Source organism: Kitasatospora sp. NPDC059646, assembly GCF_042734615.1.
Lineage (GTDB): Bacteria > Actinomycetota > Actinomycetes > Streptomycetales > Streptomycetaceae > Kitasatospora.
The window spans coordinates 29,522-44,539 of record NZ_JBHWDS010000047.1 but is presented as its reverse complement, the minus strand read 5'-3'; the positions used below and the strand labels follow the sequence as shown (position 1 = coordinate 44,539).

Genomic DNA, 15,018 nt, shown 5'->3' with positions numbered 1-15,018 from the left:
CTCGTGATCCCCCGTCAGCCCTGGCCGAGGAGGTCGGCCCACATCTGCGGGAAGTCCGGCAGGGTCTTCGCGGTGGTCGCCACGTTCTCCACCAGGACGCCGTCCACCACCAGGCCGAGGACGGCGGCGGCGGTGGCCAGCCGGTGGTCCTCGTAGGTGTGGAAGACGCCGCCGTGCAGCGGGCGGGGGCGGATCCGCAGGCCGTCCTCGGTCTCCGAGACGTCGCCGCCGAGGTCGTTGATCTCCTTGGCGAGCGCGGCCAGCCGGTCGGTCTCGTGCAGGCGCAGGTGGGAGATGCCGTACAGGTGGGACTCGGAGTCGGCGAGGGCGGCGACCGCGGCGATCACCGGGGTCAGCTCGCCGACGTCGTGCAGGTCCACCTCGATGCCGTGGATCTTGCCGGTGCCGGTGAACTCCAGCCCCTCGTCGGTGAACCGGCACGAGCCGCCCATCGCGGTGTAGATCTCGCGGAGCTGGTCGCCGGGCTGGTAGGTGTGCCTGGGCCAGTCCCGGACGACGACCCGGCCGCCGGTGGCGAGGGCCGCGGCGAAGAACGGGGCGGCGTTGGACAGGTCCGGTTCGACGACCAGGTCGCGGCCGATCAGCGCGCCCGGAGTGACCCGCCAGACGTCCTTCTCGCCGCCGTCCTCCGGTGCGTCGACCTGGCCGCCGGCCTTGCGGATCATGTCGACGGTCATCCGGATGTGCGGCAGCGACGGGACGGTCTCGCCGACGTTGCGGATCTCCACGCCGTGGTTGAAACGGGCGCCGGAGAGCAGCAGCGCCGAGATGAACTGGGAGGAGGACGAGGCGTCCACGTCGACCTGGCCGCCGTCCAGCGCGCCGGCGCCGTGCACGGTCAGCGGGAAGCCGCCGCGGCCGCCGTCGTCGATCCGGGCGCCGAGGGCGCGCAGCGCGTCGATCACGCCGTGCTGCGGGCGCTCGTGGCTGCGCGGGTCGCCGTCGAAGTGCACCGGGCCGTCCGCCAGGGTGGCCAGCGGGGGCAGGAAGCGCATCACCGTGCCGGCGTTGCCGACGTCCACCTGCGCGGGGCCGCGCAGGCGCTCGGCGGGGATGATCCGCCAGGCCTCGCCGCCGCCGGTGCCGCCGGACGCCGCGTTGACCGTCTCCTCGACCGTGACGCCCAGGGCCCGCAGGCCGTCCGCCATCAGCTGCGAGTCGCGGCTGCGCAGCGGGCGGCGCACCCAGCCCGGGCCGTCGGCGAGCGCGGCCAGCACCAGCGCGCGGTTGGTCGCGGACTTCGAGCCGGGGATGGTCACGGTCGCGTCCACGGCAGCGGTGGCGACGGGAGCGGGCCACAGGGGTTCGGTCATGCCGCCCAGTCTATGAGGACCGGCCCCGCTACCGGGGCAGCAGCCAGGCCGCTCCCAGCCCCAGGCAGGCCAGCGCCACCACCAGGAACAGCGCGACCCAGGCCGTCGCCGGCACGCCCGTCAGCCGGGCCAGCTGGTCGGCGTCCGAGCCGGGCGTGCCGCCGCGCCGCCGGGCGGAGTACAGCTCGACGATCGGACGCACGCCCGCCAACAGGAGGAACCACACGCCCAGGTAGGCGAACGCGCCCTGCCACTGAGGGGTCCCGTACCAGGACACCGCGACGAACGCGCCGCCGGTCGCCAGCACCGCGAGCACCCCGAACAGGTTGCGCAGGGTCAGCAGCATCGCCGCCAGCAGCACGATGCCGACCCAGAGCAGGACGGTGATCCGGCCCGCCGCCAGCAGCGCCGCCCCGCCCAGGCCCAGCAGCGAGGGCGCCGGGTAGCCGGCCGCGGCGGTCAGCACCATGCCCGGGCCGGTCGCCCGGCCCGAGGACACCGTCAGCCCGGAGGTGTCCGAGTGCAGGCGGATCCCGGAGAGCCGCCGGCGGGTCAGCAGCGCCGTCACGCCGTGCCCGCCCTCGTGCGCGATGGTCACCACGGTGCGGCTCAGCCGCCACACCGGGCGCAGCGCCACGGCCAGCAGCGCCACCGCCGTCGCGCCCCACACCAGCCAGTTCGGCGGGTCGGGCTGCACGGCCGTCAACCGGTCCCACAGTCGCACGAAGTCCATCTCGGCCGGCCTCCGATCACCGTCGCTTCCCGTCGCCCGGGCGGGCAGCCTCCCACGGAAGGACGGGCGCCCGGTAGCCGCCGGTTCTCCGGCCCGGCCGGTTCTGGCAAGCTGAACGGCATGTGCGGCCGCTTCGCCTCCTCCACGGACCCCGCCGAGCTGGTCCGGCACTTCGGTGTCCGGCAGTGGGACCCGACCGAGACGATCGCGCCGAGCTGGAACGTCGCGCCGACCGCGCCCGCCTTCGCCGTGCTGGACCGGGCGCCCCGCGGCGAGCGCCGGCCGGTGCGGCAACTGCGGGTGCTGCGCTGGGGGTTGGTGCCGGCCTGGGCGAGCAGTCCGGACACCGCGGCGAAGATGATCAACGCCCGGGCGGAGACCGTCCACGAGAAGCCCGCGTACCGGCAGGCGTTCGCGTCCCGGCGCTGCCTGATACCGGTCGACGGCTACTACGAGTGGCAGACCGCCCCCACCGACGACCTCTCCCGCCCGCCCCGCCGCCCCTACTTCGTCTCCCGCGCCGACGGCGCCCCGCTGGCGCTGGCCGGCCTGTACGAGTTCTGGCGCAACCGCGAGGTGCCCGGCGACCACCCGGACGCCTGGCTGGTGACCTGCACCGTCGTCACCACCGCCGCCGAGCCGCTGCTCGCACCGGTCCACGAGCGGATGCCGCTGTACCTCGGCCCCGACCGCTGGGACGCCTGGCTCGACCCGCACGCCGAGAGCGCCGACCTCACCCCGCCGCCGCCCGGCGACCTGCGCATCCACGCGGTGCCCGACGAGGTCGGCTCGATCCGCAACAACCACCCGGGCCTGACCCGGCGACTCACCGAGGACGACCTCACCACGCTGTTCTGACGCCGTCCCCTCTATACGCTCTGCGCCATGCAGCAGCAGACCGTCGCCACCCCCGCCGGGGACGCCCGGCTCCACTGGTTCCGGGCGCGGACCCCGCGGGCCGTCCTGCTCCTCGGGCACGGCGCGGGCGGCGGCGTCGAGGCGCCCGACCTGCAGGCCCTCGCGGCGGCGCTCCCGGCGGCGGGCGTCACCGTCGTCCTCGCCGAACAGCCCTGGCGGGTGGCCGGCCGCAAGCTCGCCCCCGCGCCGAAGACCCTGGACGCCGGCTGGCCGGCGCAGTTCGCCGCCGCGGCCGAGGAGGGCCTGCCGGTGTACGCGGGCGGCCGCAGCGCCGGGGCCCGGGTGGCCTGCCGCACCTCGGCCGGCCTCGGCGCGGCGGGCGTGCTGGCACTCGCGTTCCCGCTGCACCCGCCGGGCAGGCCGGAGAAGAGCCGTGCCGACGAGCTGCTCGGCACCGGCCTGCCCACCCTGGTGGTGCAGGGCGGCGCGGACACCTTCGGCGCCCCGGAGGAGTTCCCCGCGCTGCCGGACACCCACCGGCTGGCCGAGGTGCCGCACGCCTCGCACGCGTTCAAGGTCCCGAAGAAGGCCCCGCTGGGCCAGGACGAGGCGCTGGCGCTGATCACCGGCGCGGTCGCCGACTGGCTCTGACGGCGCGGCCGGAGGCCGGGAATGTCCGGGCGGCGGGCCTGGTTGCACGAATCGTCAGAACATGCCCCCGGTGGAAAGGCAGCGTCCATGGGTTCGATCGCGTGCCCCGAACGGTCCGAGGAGCGGGCTGCGCAGGCCGCCCCGCTCGTGCCGGACTGGTCGAAGTGGGTTGTCGCGGGCGAGAAGCCGGTCAGCCCTATATCCTCGCTTCCGGGTCGGCCCGTGGTGGGCCGGACCCTGCTGACCGAGGAGGTGGGTCCGGTCGTCGGGACCGATGACGCGGCCGTGTCTGGTGCTTCGGGCACCGACCAGGGCCGCCCGGAGGGCGAGCAGCTCACCGGCGACGAACTGGCCGAGGTGATCGGCGAGGACACCTTCCGGGTGTCCGAGAGCGAGAGCGAGGAGGCCAGGCGCGAGCGCTTCGAGCGGGACGCCCTGGGCTACCTCGACCCGATGTATTCGGCGGCGCTGCGGATGACCCGCAACCCGGCCGACGCGGAGGACCTGCTCCAGGAGGCGTTCGCCAAGGCGTACGCGTCGTTCCACCAGTTCCGCGAGGGCACCAACCTCAAGGCCTGGCTGTACCGCATCCTCACCAACACGTTCATCAACTCGTACCGCAAGAAGCAGCGCGAACCCCAGCGCACCGCGGCCGAGGAGATCGAGGACTGGCAGCTGGCGCGCGCCGAGTCGCACATGTCGACGGGGCTGCGCTCCGCCGAGGCGCAGGCGCTCGACCACCTGCCGGACAGCGATGTGAAGGACGCCCTGCAGGCCATTCCGGAGGAATTCCGGATCGCGGTCTATCTCGCGGACGTCGAGGGCTTTGCGTACAAGGAGATCGCGGACATCATGGGTACACCCATCGGTACGGTGATGTCCCGACTGCACCGTGGCCGCCGCCAGCTGCGCGGCATGCTGGAGGACTACGCCCGCGAGCGGGGACTGGTCCCGGCCGGTACCGGTGCAGGGCAGGAAGCGAAGGGCGCGGGCTCATGAGCTGCGGCGATCCGCACGAGACCGAGTGCGGAGAGGTGCTCGACCACCTCTACGAATTCCTCGACAACGAGATGCCCGAGGGCGACTGCGCCAAGCTGCGGGTGCACTTCGACGAGTGCTCCCCGTGCCTGGAGAAGTACGGCCTGGAGCAGGCGATCAAGGCGCTGATCAAGCGCTCGTGCGGCTGCGACGACACACCGTCCGACCTCCGGTCGAAGGTGCTGGCCCGGATCGACTCGATCCGCGCCGGCCAGCGCGCCGGCGACGACTCGGTGGTCGAAGTGACGGCCGTCGGCGTGGAGATGACGGTGGAGGGCGCGGCCGGCCACGGCTCCGCCGTCGCCACCGCAGAGTGAGCGCTCACTCGATCGAGTGAGCTGTCGCTGCTCCGGCTGCGGCAATCCGCGATCGTGCGTCCCGTCCGGGTGGCCGGGCCCTATTCTCTGACGAGTCCTCACGTCGGAGGGCCCGGTACGGGCTGGGGAGGCCGAGATCGCCAGCGAACGCGAACGCGAGCGCAGCGCGCTGACGGGGCGGGCCATGGCCTATCTGGCCGCCGTGCTGACGGCGGCGATCGCCGTACTGCTGCCGCTGACGGCCGTCGCACCCCGCCTCGACTGGCCCCGGATCGGGCTGCTGGCCCTGCTGCACCTGTGCCTGGAGTCGCTCGCCCAGGGCGCCCGCACCCCGTGCGCCCGGGCCTGGCGGTGGCTGCGCGGCCGGCCCGCGCCGGACAGCCCGGCCGACCCGCGCGGCAGCGGCTTCTTCCCCGTGCTGTTCGCGGGCCTGCTGATGCTGCCGCCCCCCGCCGCGGCCCTGGTCGCCCTGCCCGGCGCGCTGCTCGGCCCGGCCGTGCCGCCGCGCACGCTGCGCCGGATCTGGAACGCCGCCCAACTGGCGCTGGCCGCCGCGGCCGGCGCCGAGGTGTTCCGGCTGCTGGGCGGCAGCCGCCTGCTGCTCGGCGCCCGCTTCCCCGACGCGGCGTTCGGCGCGCTCGCCGCGATCCTCACGTTCTGCCTGGCCAACGGGCTGCTGGTGGCCGGCATGGTCCGGCTGACCTGCGGCGCGGCCGGGCCCGGCGCGATGCGCAAGCTCCGCCGGGCGGCGCCCGCCGCCCTGCTGCACGGGGCCGGCGGCCTGATGGTCGCGGTGCTGTGGCAGGGCCCGTACGGCGCGTTCGCGGCGGTGCTCGGACTGCTGCCGCTCACCATCACCGCCTGGCTGTCCGCACAGGGCCACCGCGAGCGCTCCGCGCACCGCGCCACCGTGCAGGCCCTGGTGCAGGCCGTCGAGATCAAGGACGCCTACACCCGCGGCCACAGCGAACGGGTCGGCCGGGCCTCCGTGCTGATCGCCCGTCAGCTGGGCCTCGCCGAGGACCGGATCCGCACCCTGCACTTCGCCGGCACCCTGCACGACGTCGGCAAGCTCGCCGTCGCCACCGAACTGCTGCGCCGCAACGGGCCGCTGACGGTCGCGGAACGCCGCGCCGTGGAGGTCCACCCGGTGTTCGGGCACGAGCTGGTGCGGCAGCTGGACTTCCTCGGCGAAGGGCGCGACGGCATCCTGCACCACCACGAGCGGATGGACGGCCGCGGCTACCCGCACGGCCTGACCGGCGACCGGATCCCCGAGTTCGCCCGGATCATCTCGGTCGCCGACGCCTTCGACTCGATGACCTCCACCCGCTCCTACCGGCGCGGCCGGCCCGTCCAGGAGGCCGTCACCGAGCTGGAGCGGTGCGCCGGCAGCCAGTTCGACCCGGTGATGGTGCGGGCCCTGGTCGCCGCCGTCGCCGAACACGGCTGGCAGCCCGAACCACCGCCGCCCGGCGGCTGGGACGGCGAGGTGCCGGACATCCCGCTCGGCGTGCCCGAACCCGCCCGGCTGCCGCAGCAGTCCGGCCAGGGCCTGCCCGCCGGCGGGACGGCGTGACCACCCGGCGGCCGGTGCCGGCCGACCTGCTGCACGGCGCGGCCGTCCTGCTCGGCGGCGGCGCCGTCGTCCACGTCCTCGCCGCCGACTCCGACCAGCCCCGGGTCGCCCTCGCGTTCGCCGCCCTGATCGCGCTCGGGCAGTGCGCCGGCGGCGCCCTGCCGGGCGACCGCGAACCCGCGCCGGTGGCCACCGCCGTCGCCCTCGCCTACGCGCTGCTCGGCCCGCTGCACGGGCTGCCCACCGCGCACGGCGTGCTGCAGGTTGCCGCCGTCACCGCGATCGGCACCGCCGCCGGCCTCGCCGCACAGCTGGCCGGGCGGGCCGCGCTCGCGGCCGTCCGCCGCCGGCCGCGCGCCCCGCTCGGCGGGCTCGACGCCGCCGCCCGCCGACTGGTCACCGTCTCCTTCGCGGCGCTGCTGTTCCAGCCGCTGTACGGCTCCGGCGCCACCGACCGGCTGTGCGGCCCCGCGTACGGGGCGCTGCTGGCCGCCGTCGCCGCGCTGGCCGCGCTCGGCGACGCCGTCCTCGCCGCCGGGCAGCAGCGGGCCCGCACCGGACTGCGGTACAGCGCCGCCCTCGACGACCAGCTGCGCGCCCTGCTCGGCATCGGCTCCGCGCAGGTCGCCACCGGACTGCTGCTCAGCCTGCTGGCCGGCGAGGCCGGGCTGTGGGCGCTGCCGGTGTTCTGCGTGCCGCTGCTGCTCGCCCAGGCCTCGTTCCGGCGGGCCGTCGAGGTGCGGGCCACCACCGGGCAGACCATCGAGACGCTCGCCAGGGCCACCGAGATCGCCGGCTACACCACCCCCGGCCACGCCCGCCGGGTCGCCGACACCGCGTGCGCGCTCGGCCGCGAACTCGGCCTCGGCAGCCGGGAGCTGACGCTGCTGGAGTACGCCGCGCTGATGCACGACATCGGCCAGCTGTCCCTCGTCGAACCGGTGCCCGGCGGGGCGACCGCGCTGCTGCCCGACGCCGAGCAGCAGCGGATCGCCCGGCTCGGCAGCGAGGTGATCCGGCGCACCGGCGTGCCCCGGCAGGTGTGGCAGCAGGTCGCCCGACTCGCCGACCCGTGCCGGCTCGACGACGGCCGCCACGACCCCACCCTGCCGCTGGCCTCCCGGATCATCCGGGTCGCCAACGCGCACGACGACCTGCGCACCGCGGCCGCCGACCGGCCCCGGGCCGGGGCCCTCGACCCGCTCGACCACCTGCGGCTGGACGCCGGCCGCGGCTACGACCCGGTGGTGCTCGACGCGCTCGCCCGGCTCGGCCGCCGCGGACACCGCGCCGCCCGCTGCCGCCCCGCGGACTGACCGCCGGTGCGGCCCGGCGCACTGAATGGCCGCGCGGGGCGCGCGGCCCGCGGCAGGCGTGGTTGGATGCGGTCGTGGCGGGAAGACCCGGAGGCGGGGCGACCCGGTGACGACCGACGGCAAGGGACCAACGTGAGGATCTTCCACCGCGCACGGCACCGTCCGTCGGCGACCTGGCGGCAGACCACCGACCGTGCGTTCACGCTGATCGGCGACGGCCGGTACGAGGACGCCGGGGCGCTGCTGGTGATGGCGGCCGACCTGGAGCCGTGGCTGTCCGACTCGTGGTTCAACCTGGCCCTGCTGCACAAGTTCCGCCGCGACTGGGAGCAGGCCCGCAGCGCCGGCCTGCGCGCCGTCGCCCTGCTCGACCGCTCGCACGGCGCCCCGGACTGGTGGAACCTCGGCATCACCGCCACCGCCCTGCAGGACTGGCCGCTGGCCCGCCGCGCCTGGCAGGCGTACGGGCTGCGGCTGCCCGGCGGGCCGGCCCTCGACGGGCCGATCGAACTGGACCTCGGCACCACCCCGGTGCGGCTGTCCCCGGACGGCGAGTCCGAGGTGGTGTGGGGCCGGCGGCTCGACCCGGCGCGGATCGAGGTGCTGTCCATCCCGCTGCCGTCCTCCGGCCGCCGCTGGGGCGAGGTGGTGCTGCACGACGGCGCGCCGCACGGCGAGCGGGTCGCCGACGGCGTCGCCTACCCGGTGTTCGACGAGATCGAGCTGTGGGCGCCCTCCCCGGTGCCGACCTGGGTGGTCCTGCTGCAGGCCGCCACCGCCGCCGACCGGGACGCGCTGGAGAAGACCGTCGCCGACGCCGGGTACGCCGCCGAGGACTGGACGTCCTCGGTGCGGCTGCTGTGCCGCACCTGCTCGGAGAGCCGGATGGCCATCGACGACGGCCACACCGCGCACCACGACCCGCACGACGACGGCGACCCGCTGCACCCCGGCCACCTCAGCCACCTCAGCCAGGGCTCCGCCGGCGGCCCCTGGCAGATCGAACGCGAATGCGGCATCGCCGCGCCCGCCGGACTGGTCCGCACCCTGCTGGAACGCTGGGCGGCGGCGTCCCCGGCCACCCGCGCCTACCGGGACCTCGAAGAGGTGTGCTGACGGCCGCCCGGCCCCGAGGAGGCCGGGAGGTGCCCCCGCGCCGCGCCGCGCCCCGTACCCTGGACCGGTACACCAGCCGGACGCGGACGGAGCGGAAGCAAGCGATGGCCGAGCACCACGACCACGAGCACGAGCACGAGCACCAGGACCCCGAGGTCCAGCAGGTGGTCGGCGAGCTGCCCGACCTCGCCAAGGGCACCGCCCGCCCGATCACCGTGGTCGGCAACCCGGTGCTGCACCGCGAGACGCAGACCGTCACCGCCTTCGACGACGAGCTCGCCGCGCTGATCGACGACATGTTCCAGTCCATGTACGCCGCCGAGGGCGTCGGCCTGGCCGCCAACCAGATCGGCGTCGACCTGAAGGTCTTCGTCTACGACTGCCCCGACGACGACGGCGTCCGGCACGTCGGACACGTCGTCAACCCGGTGCTGGAGGAGCTCCCCGCCGGCCGCCGGATGCTCGACGACGGGCAGGAGGGCTGCCTGTCGGTGCCCACCGCCTACCAGGAGCTGGCCCGCCCGGGCTGGGCCGCCGTCACCGGGCAGGACAAGCACGGCAACCCGATCCGGGTCGAGGGCACCGGCTTCTTCGCCCGCTGCCTCCAGCACGAGACCGACCACCTGTACGGCTACCTGTACATCGACCGGCTCTCCAAGCGCGACCGCAAGGACGCCCTGCGGCAGATGGCCGACGGCGCCCCCAAGTACGCCACCGTGCCCAACGACTGACGGACCGTCAGCCTGTTCGAAGGGGGTCGCGCCGGTCGGCGCGACCCCCTTCGGCAGGTCCGGGTCCGGCGGGTGTGTCGGACCCGCCCGGAGGGCCGACGGCCGCTAGTGTCCGCGAGCACGGGGACGGAACCGGGCGAGGGGCTGGCGGATGCGCAGGCTGTGGCGGGCGGCGGGACGGGTCGGCGCGGTCGTGCTGACCGTGGCGTGCGCGGCGACCGGGACGGGCGGCTGGACGGCCGCCGCCGACCGGGGCGCGGAACAGCAGGTGGAGTACCGGGGCGTGCGGCTCCGGGTGCCCGCCGACTGGCCGGTGGTCGACCTGGCGGCGGCCCCGCGCACCTGCGTGCGGCTGGACGTCAGCGCCGTCTACCTCGGCACACCCGGCGAGGACCAGGACTGCCCGGCGCACCTGCCGCCCGGCCGGGCGGACGGGCTGCTGGTCCAGCCCGCCCGCACCGGGCGCGGCGCGGCCGCCCCCGAGACGGTGGCGCCGGGCCGGCCGGTCCCGCAGCGGATCGTCCGGGACGCCGCCGGCGGGCACCAGCTGCGGGCCCGGCTCGGCGGCACCGGCCTGGAGGTCACGGCCGGCTGGGCCACCGACCCGGACCGGGTCCGGCAGATCCTGGAGACCGCCACCGCCACCGCCGACCCCGTCACCGCCGAGGACCCCGCCGACGACGCCCCGGCCGGCGCCGCCGCACCGCGCACCGACGTCGCCGGGTACGCCTTCGACCGGTGCGCCGCGCCGTCGGCCGCCGCGATGCGGGCCTGGGCGGCGTCCTCCCCGTACCGGGCGGTCGGGGTGTACATCGGCGGGCCGTCGCAGGCCTGCGTCGCCCCGGGCGCGGACTGGGTGGCCGACCGCGCCGCCGAGGGCTGGGCGTTCATGCCGATCTACGTCGGGCACCAGGCCGCGCGCGGCAACCTGCTGGTCGACGCCGACCCGGCCGTGGCCGGCCGGCAGGGCGCGGCCGCCGCCGACGACGCGGTCCGCAAGGCCGAGGGCCTGGGCTTCCGGCCCGGCGCGGTGCTCTACAACGACATGGAGAACTACGACCGCGACCGGTACCGCGACCGGGTGCTCGCCTACCTGGCGGGCTGGACCCGGCAGCTGCACGCCCGCGGCTACCGCTCCGGCGTGTACGCCGGCGCGGCCAGCGGCGTGCCCGACCTGTCCGCCCGCTGGGGCGACGCGGGCTACCCGGAGCCCGACGTGCTGTGGTCCGCCGCCTGGAACTCCCACCACGACGTCACCGACGCCGGCATGGGCCTGCCCGCCGGCGCCGGCCAGTGGACCGGCGGGCGGCGCGCCCACCAGTACGCGGGCGACGTCACCGAGACCTACGGCGGCTTCGCCCTGGCCGTCGACGCCGACTACCTGGACGTCACCTCGCCGGCCGGCGCCGGCCGGCAGCTGTTCCCCGGCCGCCGGCTCACCGCCGGACGGAGCATCAGCAGCGCCTCGGCGACGCTGACCGTGCAGGCCGACGGCGACCTGACCGTCCGGCCGCGCGGCGGCGGCCCGGCGCTGTGGTCCGCGGGCACCGGCGGCAACCCGGGCGCGTTCGCGGTGCAGCAGGACGACGGCAACCTGGTGGTCTACCGCGGCGACGGCGGCCCCGGCGCGGGCGGCGCGCTGTGGTCCACCGGCACCTGGCGCAGCCCGGGCGCGTACACGGAGCTCCGGGACGACGGCGACCTGGTGGTGTACGGGCGCGACGGCGGCGCCCTGTGGTTCGGCCGGCGTCCGGGCCTGAACCCGGCCCCGTACGCGCGAGGGCCGCACCCCGGAGTCCGGGGTGCGGCCCTGGCTGCTGACGGTCCGTCGGGCGCGGCCTAGAAGTCGTCGTCGAAGGAGACCGAGCCCTCGACGGCGACCTGGTACGCGGAGACCCGGCGCTCGAAGAAGTTGGTCAGCTCCTGGACGTTCTGCAGCTCCATGAACCCGAACGGGTTGGTCGAGCCGTAGCGGATCGGCAGGCCGAGCCGGGCCAAGCGCTGGTCGGCGACGGCCTCCAGGTACTGGCGCATCGAGGCGGTGTTCATGCCGGGCAGGCCGTCACCGCACAGGTCCTGGGCGAACTGGAGCTCGGCCTCGACGGCCTCCTCCAGCATCTCGGTGACCTGCTGGGCCATCTTGTCGTCGAAGAGGTCGGGCTCCTCCTCGCGGACGGTGTCGACCACGGAGAACGCGAAGTCCATGTGCATCGACTCGTCGCGGAACACCCAGTTGGTGCCGGTCGCCAGGCCGTGCAGCAGGCCGCGGCTGCGGAACCAGTACACGTAGGCGAACGCGCCGTAGAAGAACAGGCCCTCGACGCACGCCGCGAAGCAGATCAGGTTCAGCAGGAAGGCCCGCCGGTCCTCCTTGGTCTGCAGCGAGTCGATGTGGTCGACGGCGTTCATGTACTTGAAGCAGAACCGGGCCTTCTGCGCGATGGAGGGGATGTTCTCCACCGCGGCGAACGCCGCCGCCCGGTCGTCCGGGTCGGGCAGGTAGGTGTCCAGCAGCGTCAGGTAGAACTGGACGTGCACGGCCTCCTCGAACAGCTGCCGCGACAGGTAGAGCCGCGCCTCCGGCGAGTTGATGTGCTTGTAGAGGCTCAGCACCACGTTGTTCGCGACGATCGAGTCACCGGTGGCGAAGAACGCGACCAGCCGGCCGATCATGTGCCGCTCGCCCTCGGAGAGCTTGGCGAGGTCGGCGACGTCGGAGTGCAGGTCCACCTCCTCCACGGTCCAGGTGTTCTTGATCGCGTCCCGGTACCGGTCGTAGAACGACGGGTATCGCATCGGACGCAGCGTCAGCTCGAAGCCCGGGTCGAGCAGCATCTTCTTCTGGTCGTCGGAGCTCATCACTGGCACGCCTCGCAGGACTCGGGGTTCTCCAGGGAACAGGCGATGGCGTCCTGCTCGGCCTGGCTGAGGGTCGGGGTCTGCACCGGCACGGGGGCGGCGGTGCGGGCGGCGCCCGAGGCGGCCTGGGCGATCCGGGTCGCCGGACGGGACCGCAGGTAGTAGGTGGTCTTCAGACCGACCTTCCACGCGTACGCGTACATCGAGGACAGCTTGCCGATGGTCGGCGCCGCCATGAACAGGTTCAGCGACTGGCTCTGGTCGATGTACGGCTGCCGGGCGGCGGCCAGGTCGATCAGCGCGCGCTGCGGCAGCTCCCACGCCGTGCGGTACAGCGAACGGACGCTCTCCGGCAGCCACTTGAAGTCCTGCACGGAGCCGTTGGCGTCGCGCAGCGCGTCCCGGGTCTGCTGGTCCCAGACGCCGAGCTCCTTCAGCTCGCGCACCAGGTACGGGTTGACCTGGAGGAACTCGCCGGACAGGGTCTCGCGCTTGAACAGGTTGGACACCTGCGGCTCGATGCACTCGTAGACGCCGGCGATGGACGCGATGGTCGCGGTCGGGGCGATGGCGAGCAGCAGCGAGTTGCGCAGGCCGGTCTCGGCGATCCGGGCGCGCAGCGCCTCCCAGCGCCCGGTCCACTGCGGGGCGGCGCTGCCGAAGTGGTCGATGTGCAGCTGGCCGCGGGCGGCGCGGGTCTCGCCGTACGCCTCGTGGCGGCCGAACTGCTCCGCGAGGTCCGCGGAGCGCTCGTACGCGGTGAGCATGATGCGCTCGGCGATCAGCGTGGACAGCTTCTTCGCCTCGGCGGAGTCGAAGTCCAGCCGCAGCTTGAAGAAGACGTCCTGCAGGCCCATCACGCCGAGGCCGACCGGGCGCCAGCGGGAGTTGGACGCGCCGGCCTCGGTGGTCGGGTAGAAGTTGATGTCGATCACGCGGTCGAGGAAGGTCACCGCGGTGCGGACGGTGGCGTCCAGGCGGTCCCAGTCCATCGCGTTGACCAGGTCGTCCGCCGAGGCGCCCGGGGCGACGTGCGCGCCCAGGTTGACCGAGCCCAGGTTGCAGACCGCGGTCTCGGAGTCGTCGGTGACCTCCAGGATCTCGGTGCACAGGTTCGAGGAGTGCACCGTGCGGCCCGGCAGCGCGGTCTGGTTGGCGGCCCGGTTGGAGGCGTCCTTGAAGGTCATCCAGCCGTTGCCGGTCTGCGCCAGGGTGCGCATCATGCGGGCGTAGAGGGTCTGCGCGGGGATGGTGCGCACGGCCTTGCCGGCCAGCTCGGCCTTGCGGTAGGCCTCGTCGAACTCGGCGCCCCACAGGTCGACCAGCTCGGGCACGTCCGCCGGGGAGAACAGCGACCAGTCCTGGTCGGCGTTCACCCGACGCATGAACTCGTCCGGGATCCAGTGCGCCAGGTTCAGGTTGTGGGTGCGGCGGGCCTCTTCGCCGGTGTTGTCGCGGAGCTCCAGGAACTCCTCGATGTCGGCGTGCCAGGTCTCCAGGTACACGCAGGCCGCGCCCTTGCGCCGTCCGCCCTGGTTGACCGCCGCCACGGAGGAGTCCAGGGTGCGCAGGAACGGGACGATGCCGTTCGACTTGCCGTTGGTGCCGCGGATCAGCGAGCCGCGGGAGCGGATCCGGGAGTAGGACAGGCCGATGCCGCCGGCGTGCTTGGACAGCCGGGCGATCTGCGCGTAGCGGTTGTAGATCGAGTCCAGGTTGTCCAGCGGCGAGTCCAGCAGGTAGCAGGAGGACATCTGCGGGTGCCGGGTGCCGGAGTTGAACAGCGTCGGGGAGCTGGTCAGGTACTCCAGGCGGCTCATCAGCCGGTACAGCTCGGCGACCTCGCGCACCGACTGCTCGGTGCGGCCGACCGCCAGGCCCGCGGCGACGCGCAGCAGGAAGTGCTGCGGGGTCTCCACGACCTTGCGGGTGATCGGGTGCCGCAGCAGGTACCGGGACTGCACGGTGCGCAGGCCGAAGTACTCGAAGCGGTCGTCGCCGGAGGCGTCGATCAGCGAGTCGAAGAGGGCGGCGTGGGAGGCGACCAGCTCGGCGGTCGCGTCGCCGATCAGGCCCTCGGCGTGGCCGACGGCGATCGAGGCGGAGAACGAGGTGACGCCCTGGGTGGCGGCCTCGTCGGCGATCTCCATCGCCAGCAGGCGGGCGGCCAGCTTCGAGTACTGCGGGTCCTCGGCGATCATCGACGCGGCGGCCTCCACGGCCAGCCCGCGCAGCTCGGCGAAGTCCGAGCCGGCGTGGCGGCCGCGCAGCGCGGCGGCGGCGACGTGGCCGGGGTCCACCTGGGGGAGGTCGGTGCTGCGGTCGGTGAGCAGCCGAAGCAGCGCCGCACCGGGGTCGGTGAAGGCGTCGGCGGATCCCTGGGACGGCAGGGTGACTGAGGCGGCGACGGTCAAGGCGCACTCTCTCCTGTGGCGGCGGCGGACGTGGCTCGGGGTGTCCGGTGGCGCGCGTGCGGCAGGGGAGGA

At 74.7% G+C, this 15,018-nt stretch carries 13 protein-coding genes; 9 read left to right on the top strand and 4 right to left on the bottom strand.

Annotated features, from left to right (window positions below; all coding sequences use genetic code 11):
• Nucleotides 1–14 precede the first annotated feature (14 nt).
• On the bottom strand, nt 15–1,334 hold the full coding sequence (gene aroA, locus ACFV1L_RS27665; RefSeq protein WP_380370650.1) for a 3-phosphoshikimate 1-carboxyvinyltransferase: 1,320 nt from the start codon (nt 1,332–1,334) through the stop codon (nt 15–17).
• 28 nt (nt 1,335–1,362) lie between these two features.
• Complete coding sequence (locus tag ACFV1L_RS27660) at nt 1,363–2,067, bottom strand: M50 family metallopeptidase (RefSeq protein ID WP_380370647.1); 705 nt, start codon at nt 2,065–2,067, stop codon at nt 1,363–1,365.
• 120 nt (nt 2,068–2,187) lie between these two features.
• On the opposite strand from ACFV1L_RS27660, the gene ACFV1L_RS27655 reads away from it, so the two are divergent.
• The 9 genes from ACFV1L_RS27655 to ACFV1L_RS27615 all read left to right on the top strand — a co-directional run bounded on the left by ACFV1L_RS27655 (nt 2,188) and on the right by ACFV1L_RS27615 (nt 11,516).
• On the top strand, nt 2,188–2,925 hold the full coding sequence (locus tag ACFV1L_RS27655) for an SOS response-associated peptidase (protein WP_380370645.1): 738 nt from the start codon (nt 2,188–2,190) through the stop codon (nt 2,923–2,925).
• A gap of 27 nt (nt 2,926–2,952) precedes the next feature.
• Nucleotides 2,953–3,576: an alpha/beta family hydrolase gene (locus tag ACFV1L_RS27650; protein ID WP_380370643.1), complete on the top strand. Its 624-nt coding sequence runs from the start codon at nt 2,953–2,955 to the stop codon at nt 3,574–3,576.
• 252 nt (nt 3,577–3,828) lie between these two features.
• Nucleotides 3,829–4,575 carry a sigma-70 family RNA polymerase sigma factor gene (locus ACFV1L_RS27645; RefSeq protein WP_035873329.1) on the top strand — a complete coding sequence of 249 codons (747 nt, stop codon included), beginning with the start codon at nt 3,829–3,831 and terminating at the stop codon, nt 4,573–4,575.
• Nucleotides 4,572–4,931, top strand: coding sequence for a mycothiol system anti-sigma-R factor (gene rsrA / locus ACFV1L_RS27640; protein ID WP_380370640.1), 360 nt, complete (start codon nt 4,572–4,574; stop codon nt 4,929–4,931). Before ACFV1L_RS27645 ends, rsrA begins: the two co-directional genes overlap by 4 nt.
• Before the next feature lie 184 nt (nt 4,932–5,115).
• Entirely contained in the window at nt 5,116–6,510 is a 1,395-nt protein-coding gene (locus tag ACFV1L_RS27635) for an HD-GYP domain-containing protein (protein WP_380370638.1), read from the top strand.
• Nucleotides 6,507–7,826 carry an HD-GYP domain-containing protein gene (locus ACFV1L_RS27630; protein WP_380370635.1) on the top strand — a complete coding sequence of 440 codons (1,320 nt, stop codon included), beginning with the start codon at nt 6,507–6,509 and terminating at the stop codon, nt 7,824–7,826. Before ACFV1L_RS27635 ends, ACFV1L_RS27630 begins: the two co-directional genes overlap by 4 nt.
• A 132-nt stretch (nt 7,827–7,958) precedes the next feature.
• Nucleotides 7,959–8,942 carry a tetratricopeptide repeat protein gene (locus ACFV1L_RS27625; protein WP_380370632.1) on the top strand — a complete coding sequence of 328 codons (984 nt, stop codon included), beginning with the start codon at nt 7,959–7,961 and terminating at the stop codon, nt 8,940–8,942.
• 104 nt (nt 8,943–9,046) lie between these two features.
• Entirely contained in the window at nt 9,047–9,673 is a 627-nt protein-coding gene (def, locus tag ACFV1L_RS27620; protein WP_380370630.1) for a peptide deformylase, read from the top strand.
• 151 nt (nt 9,674–9,824) lie between these two features.
• Complete coding sequence (locus tag ACFV1L_RS27615) at nt 9,825–11,516, top strand: glycoside hydrolase domain-containing protein (RefSeq protein ID WP_380370628.1); 1,692 nt, start codon at nt 9,825–9,827, stop codon at nt 11,514–11,516.
• Here ACFV1L_RS27615 and ACFV1L_RS27610 read toward each other — a convergent pair.
• Nucleotides 11,513–12,532 carry a ribonucleotide-diphosphate reductase subunit beta gene (locus ACFV1L_RS27610; RefSeq protein WP_380370625.1) on the bottom strand — a complete coding sequence of 340 codons (1,020 nt, stop codon included), beginning with the start codon at nt 12,530–12,532 and terminating at the stop codon, nt 11,513–11,515. The two genes, ACFV1L_RS27615 and ACFV1L_RS27610, sit on opposite strands and share 4 nt — an antisense overlap.
• A complete protein-coding gene (locus ACFV1L_RS27605; RefSeq protein WP_380370623.1) occupies nt 12,532–14,946 on the bottom strand; it encodes a ribonucleoside-diphosphate reductase subunit alpha in 2,415 nt (804 codons plus the stop codon). The genes ACFV1L_RS27610 and ACFV1L_RS27605 overlap by 1 nt, the downstream gene beginning before the upstream one ends.
• Nucleotides 14,947–15,018: the final 72 nt, after the last annotated feature.

What these genes read in the sequence shown, in the direction of transcription:
- aroA (WP_380370650.1), bottom strand. Translation starts at nt 1,334, where the DNA reads ATGACCGAACCCCTGTGGCCCGCTCCCGTCGCCACCGCTGCCGTGGAC.
- ACFV1L_RS27660 (WP_380370647.1), bottom strand. Translation starts at nt 2,067, where the DNA reads ATGGACTTCGTGCGACTGTGGGACCGGTTGACGGCCGTGCAGCCCGAC.
- ACFV1L_RS27655 (WP_380370645.1), top strand. Translation starts at nt 2,188, where the DNA reads ATGTGCGGCCGCTTCGCCTCCTCCACGGACCCCGCCGAGCTGGTCCGG.
- ACFV1L_RS27650 (WP_380370643.1), top strand. Translation starts at nt 2,953, where the DNA reads ATGCAGCAGCAGACCGTCGCCACCCCCGCCGGGGACGCCCGGCTCCAC.
- rsrA (WP_380370640.1), top strand. Translation starts at nt 4,572, where the DNA reads ATGAGCTGCGGCGATCCGCACGAGACCGAGTGCGGAGAGGTGCTCGAC.
- ACFV1L_RS27635 (WP_380370638.1), top strand. Translation starts at nt 5,116, where the DNA reads ATGGCCTATCTGGCCGCCGTGCTGACGGCGGCGATCGCCGTACTGCTG.
- def (WP_380370630.1), top strand. Translation starts at nt 9,047, where the DNA reads ATGGCCGAGCACCACGACCACGAGCACGAGCACGAGCACCAGGACCCC.
- ACFV1L_RS27615 (WP_380370628.1), top strand. Translation starts at nt 9,825, where the DNA reads ATGCGCAGGCTGTGGCGGGCGGCGGGACGGGTCGGCGCGGTCGTGCTG.
- ACFV1L_RS27610 (WP_380370625.1), bottom strand. Translation starts at nt 12,532, where the DNA reads ATGAGCTCCGACGACCAGAAGAAGATGCTGCTCGACCCGGGCTTCGAG.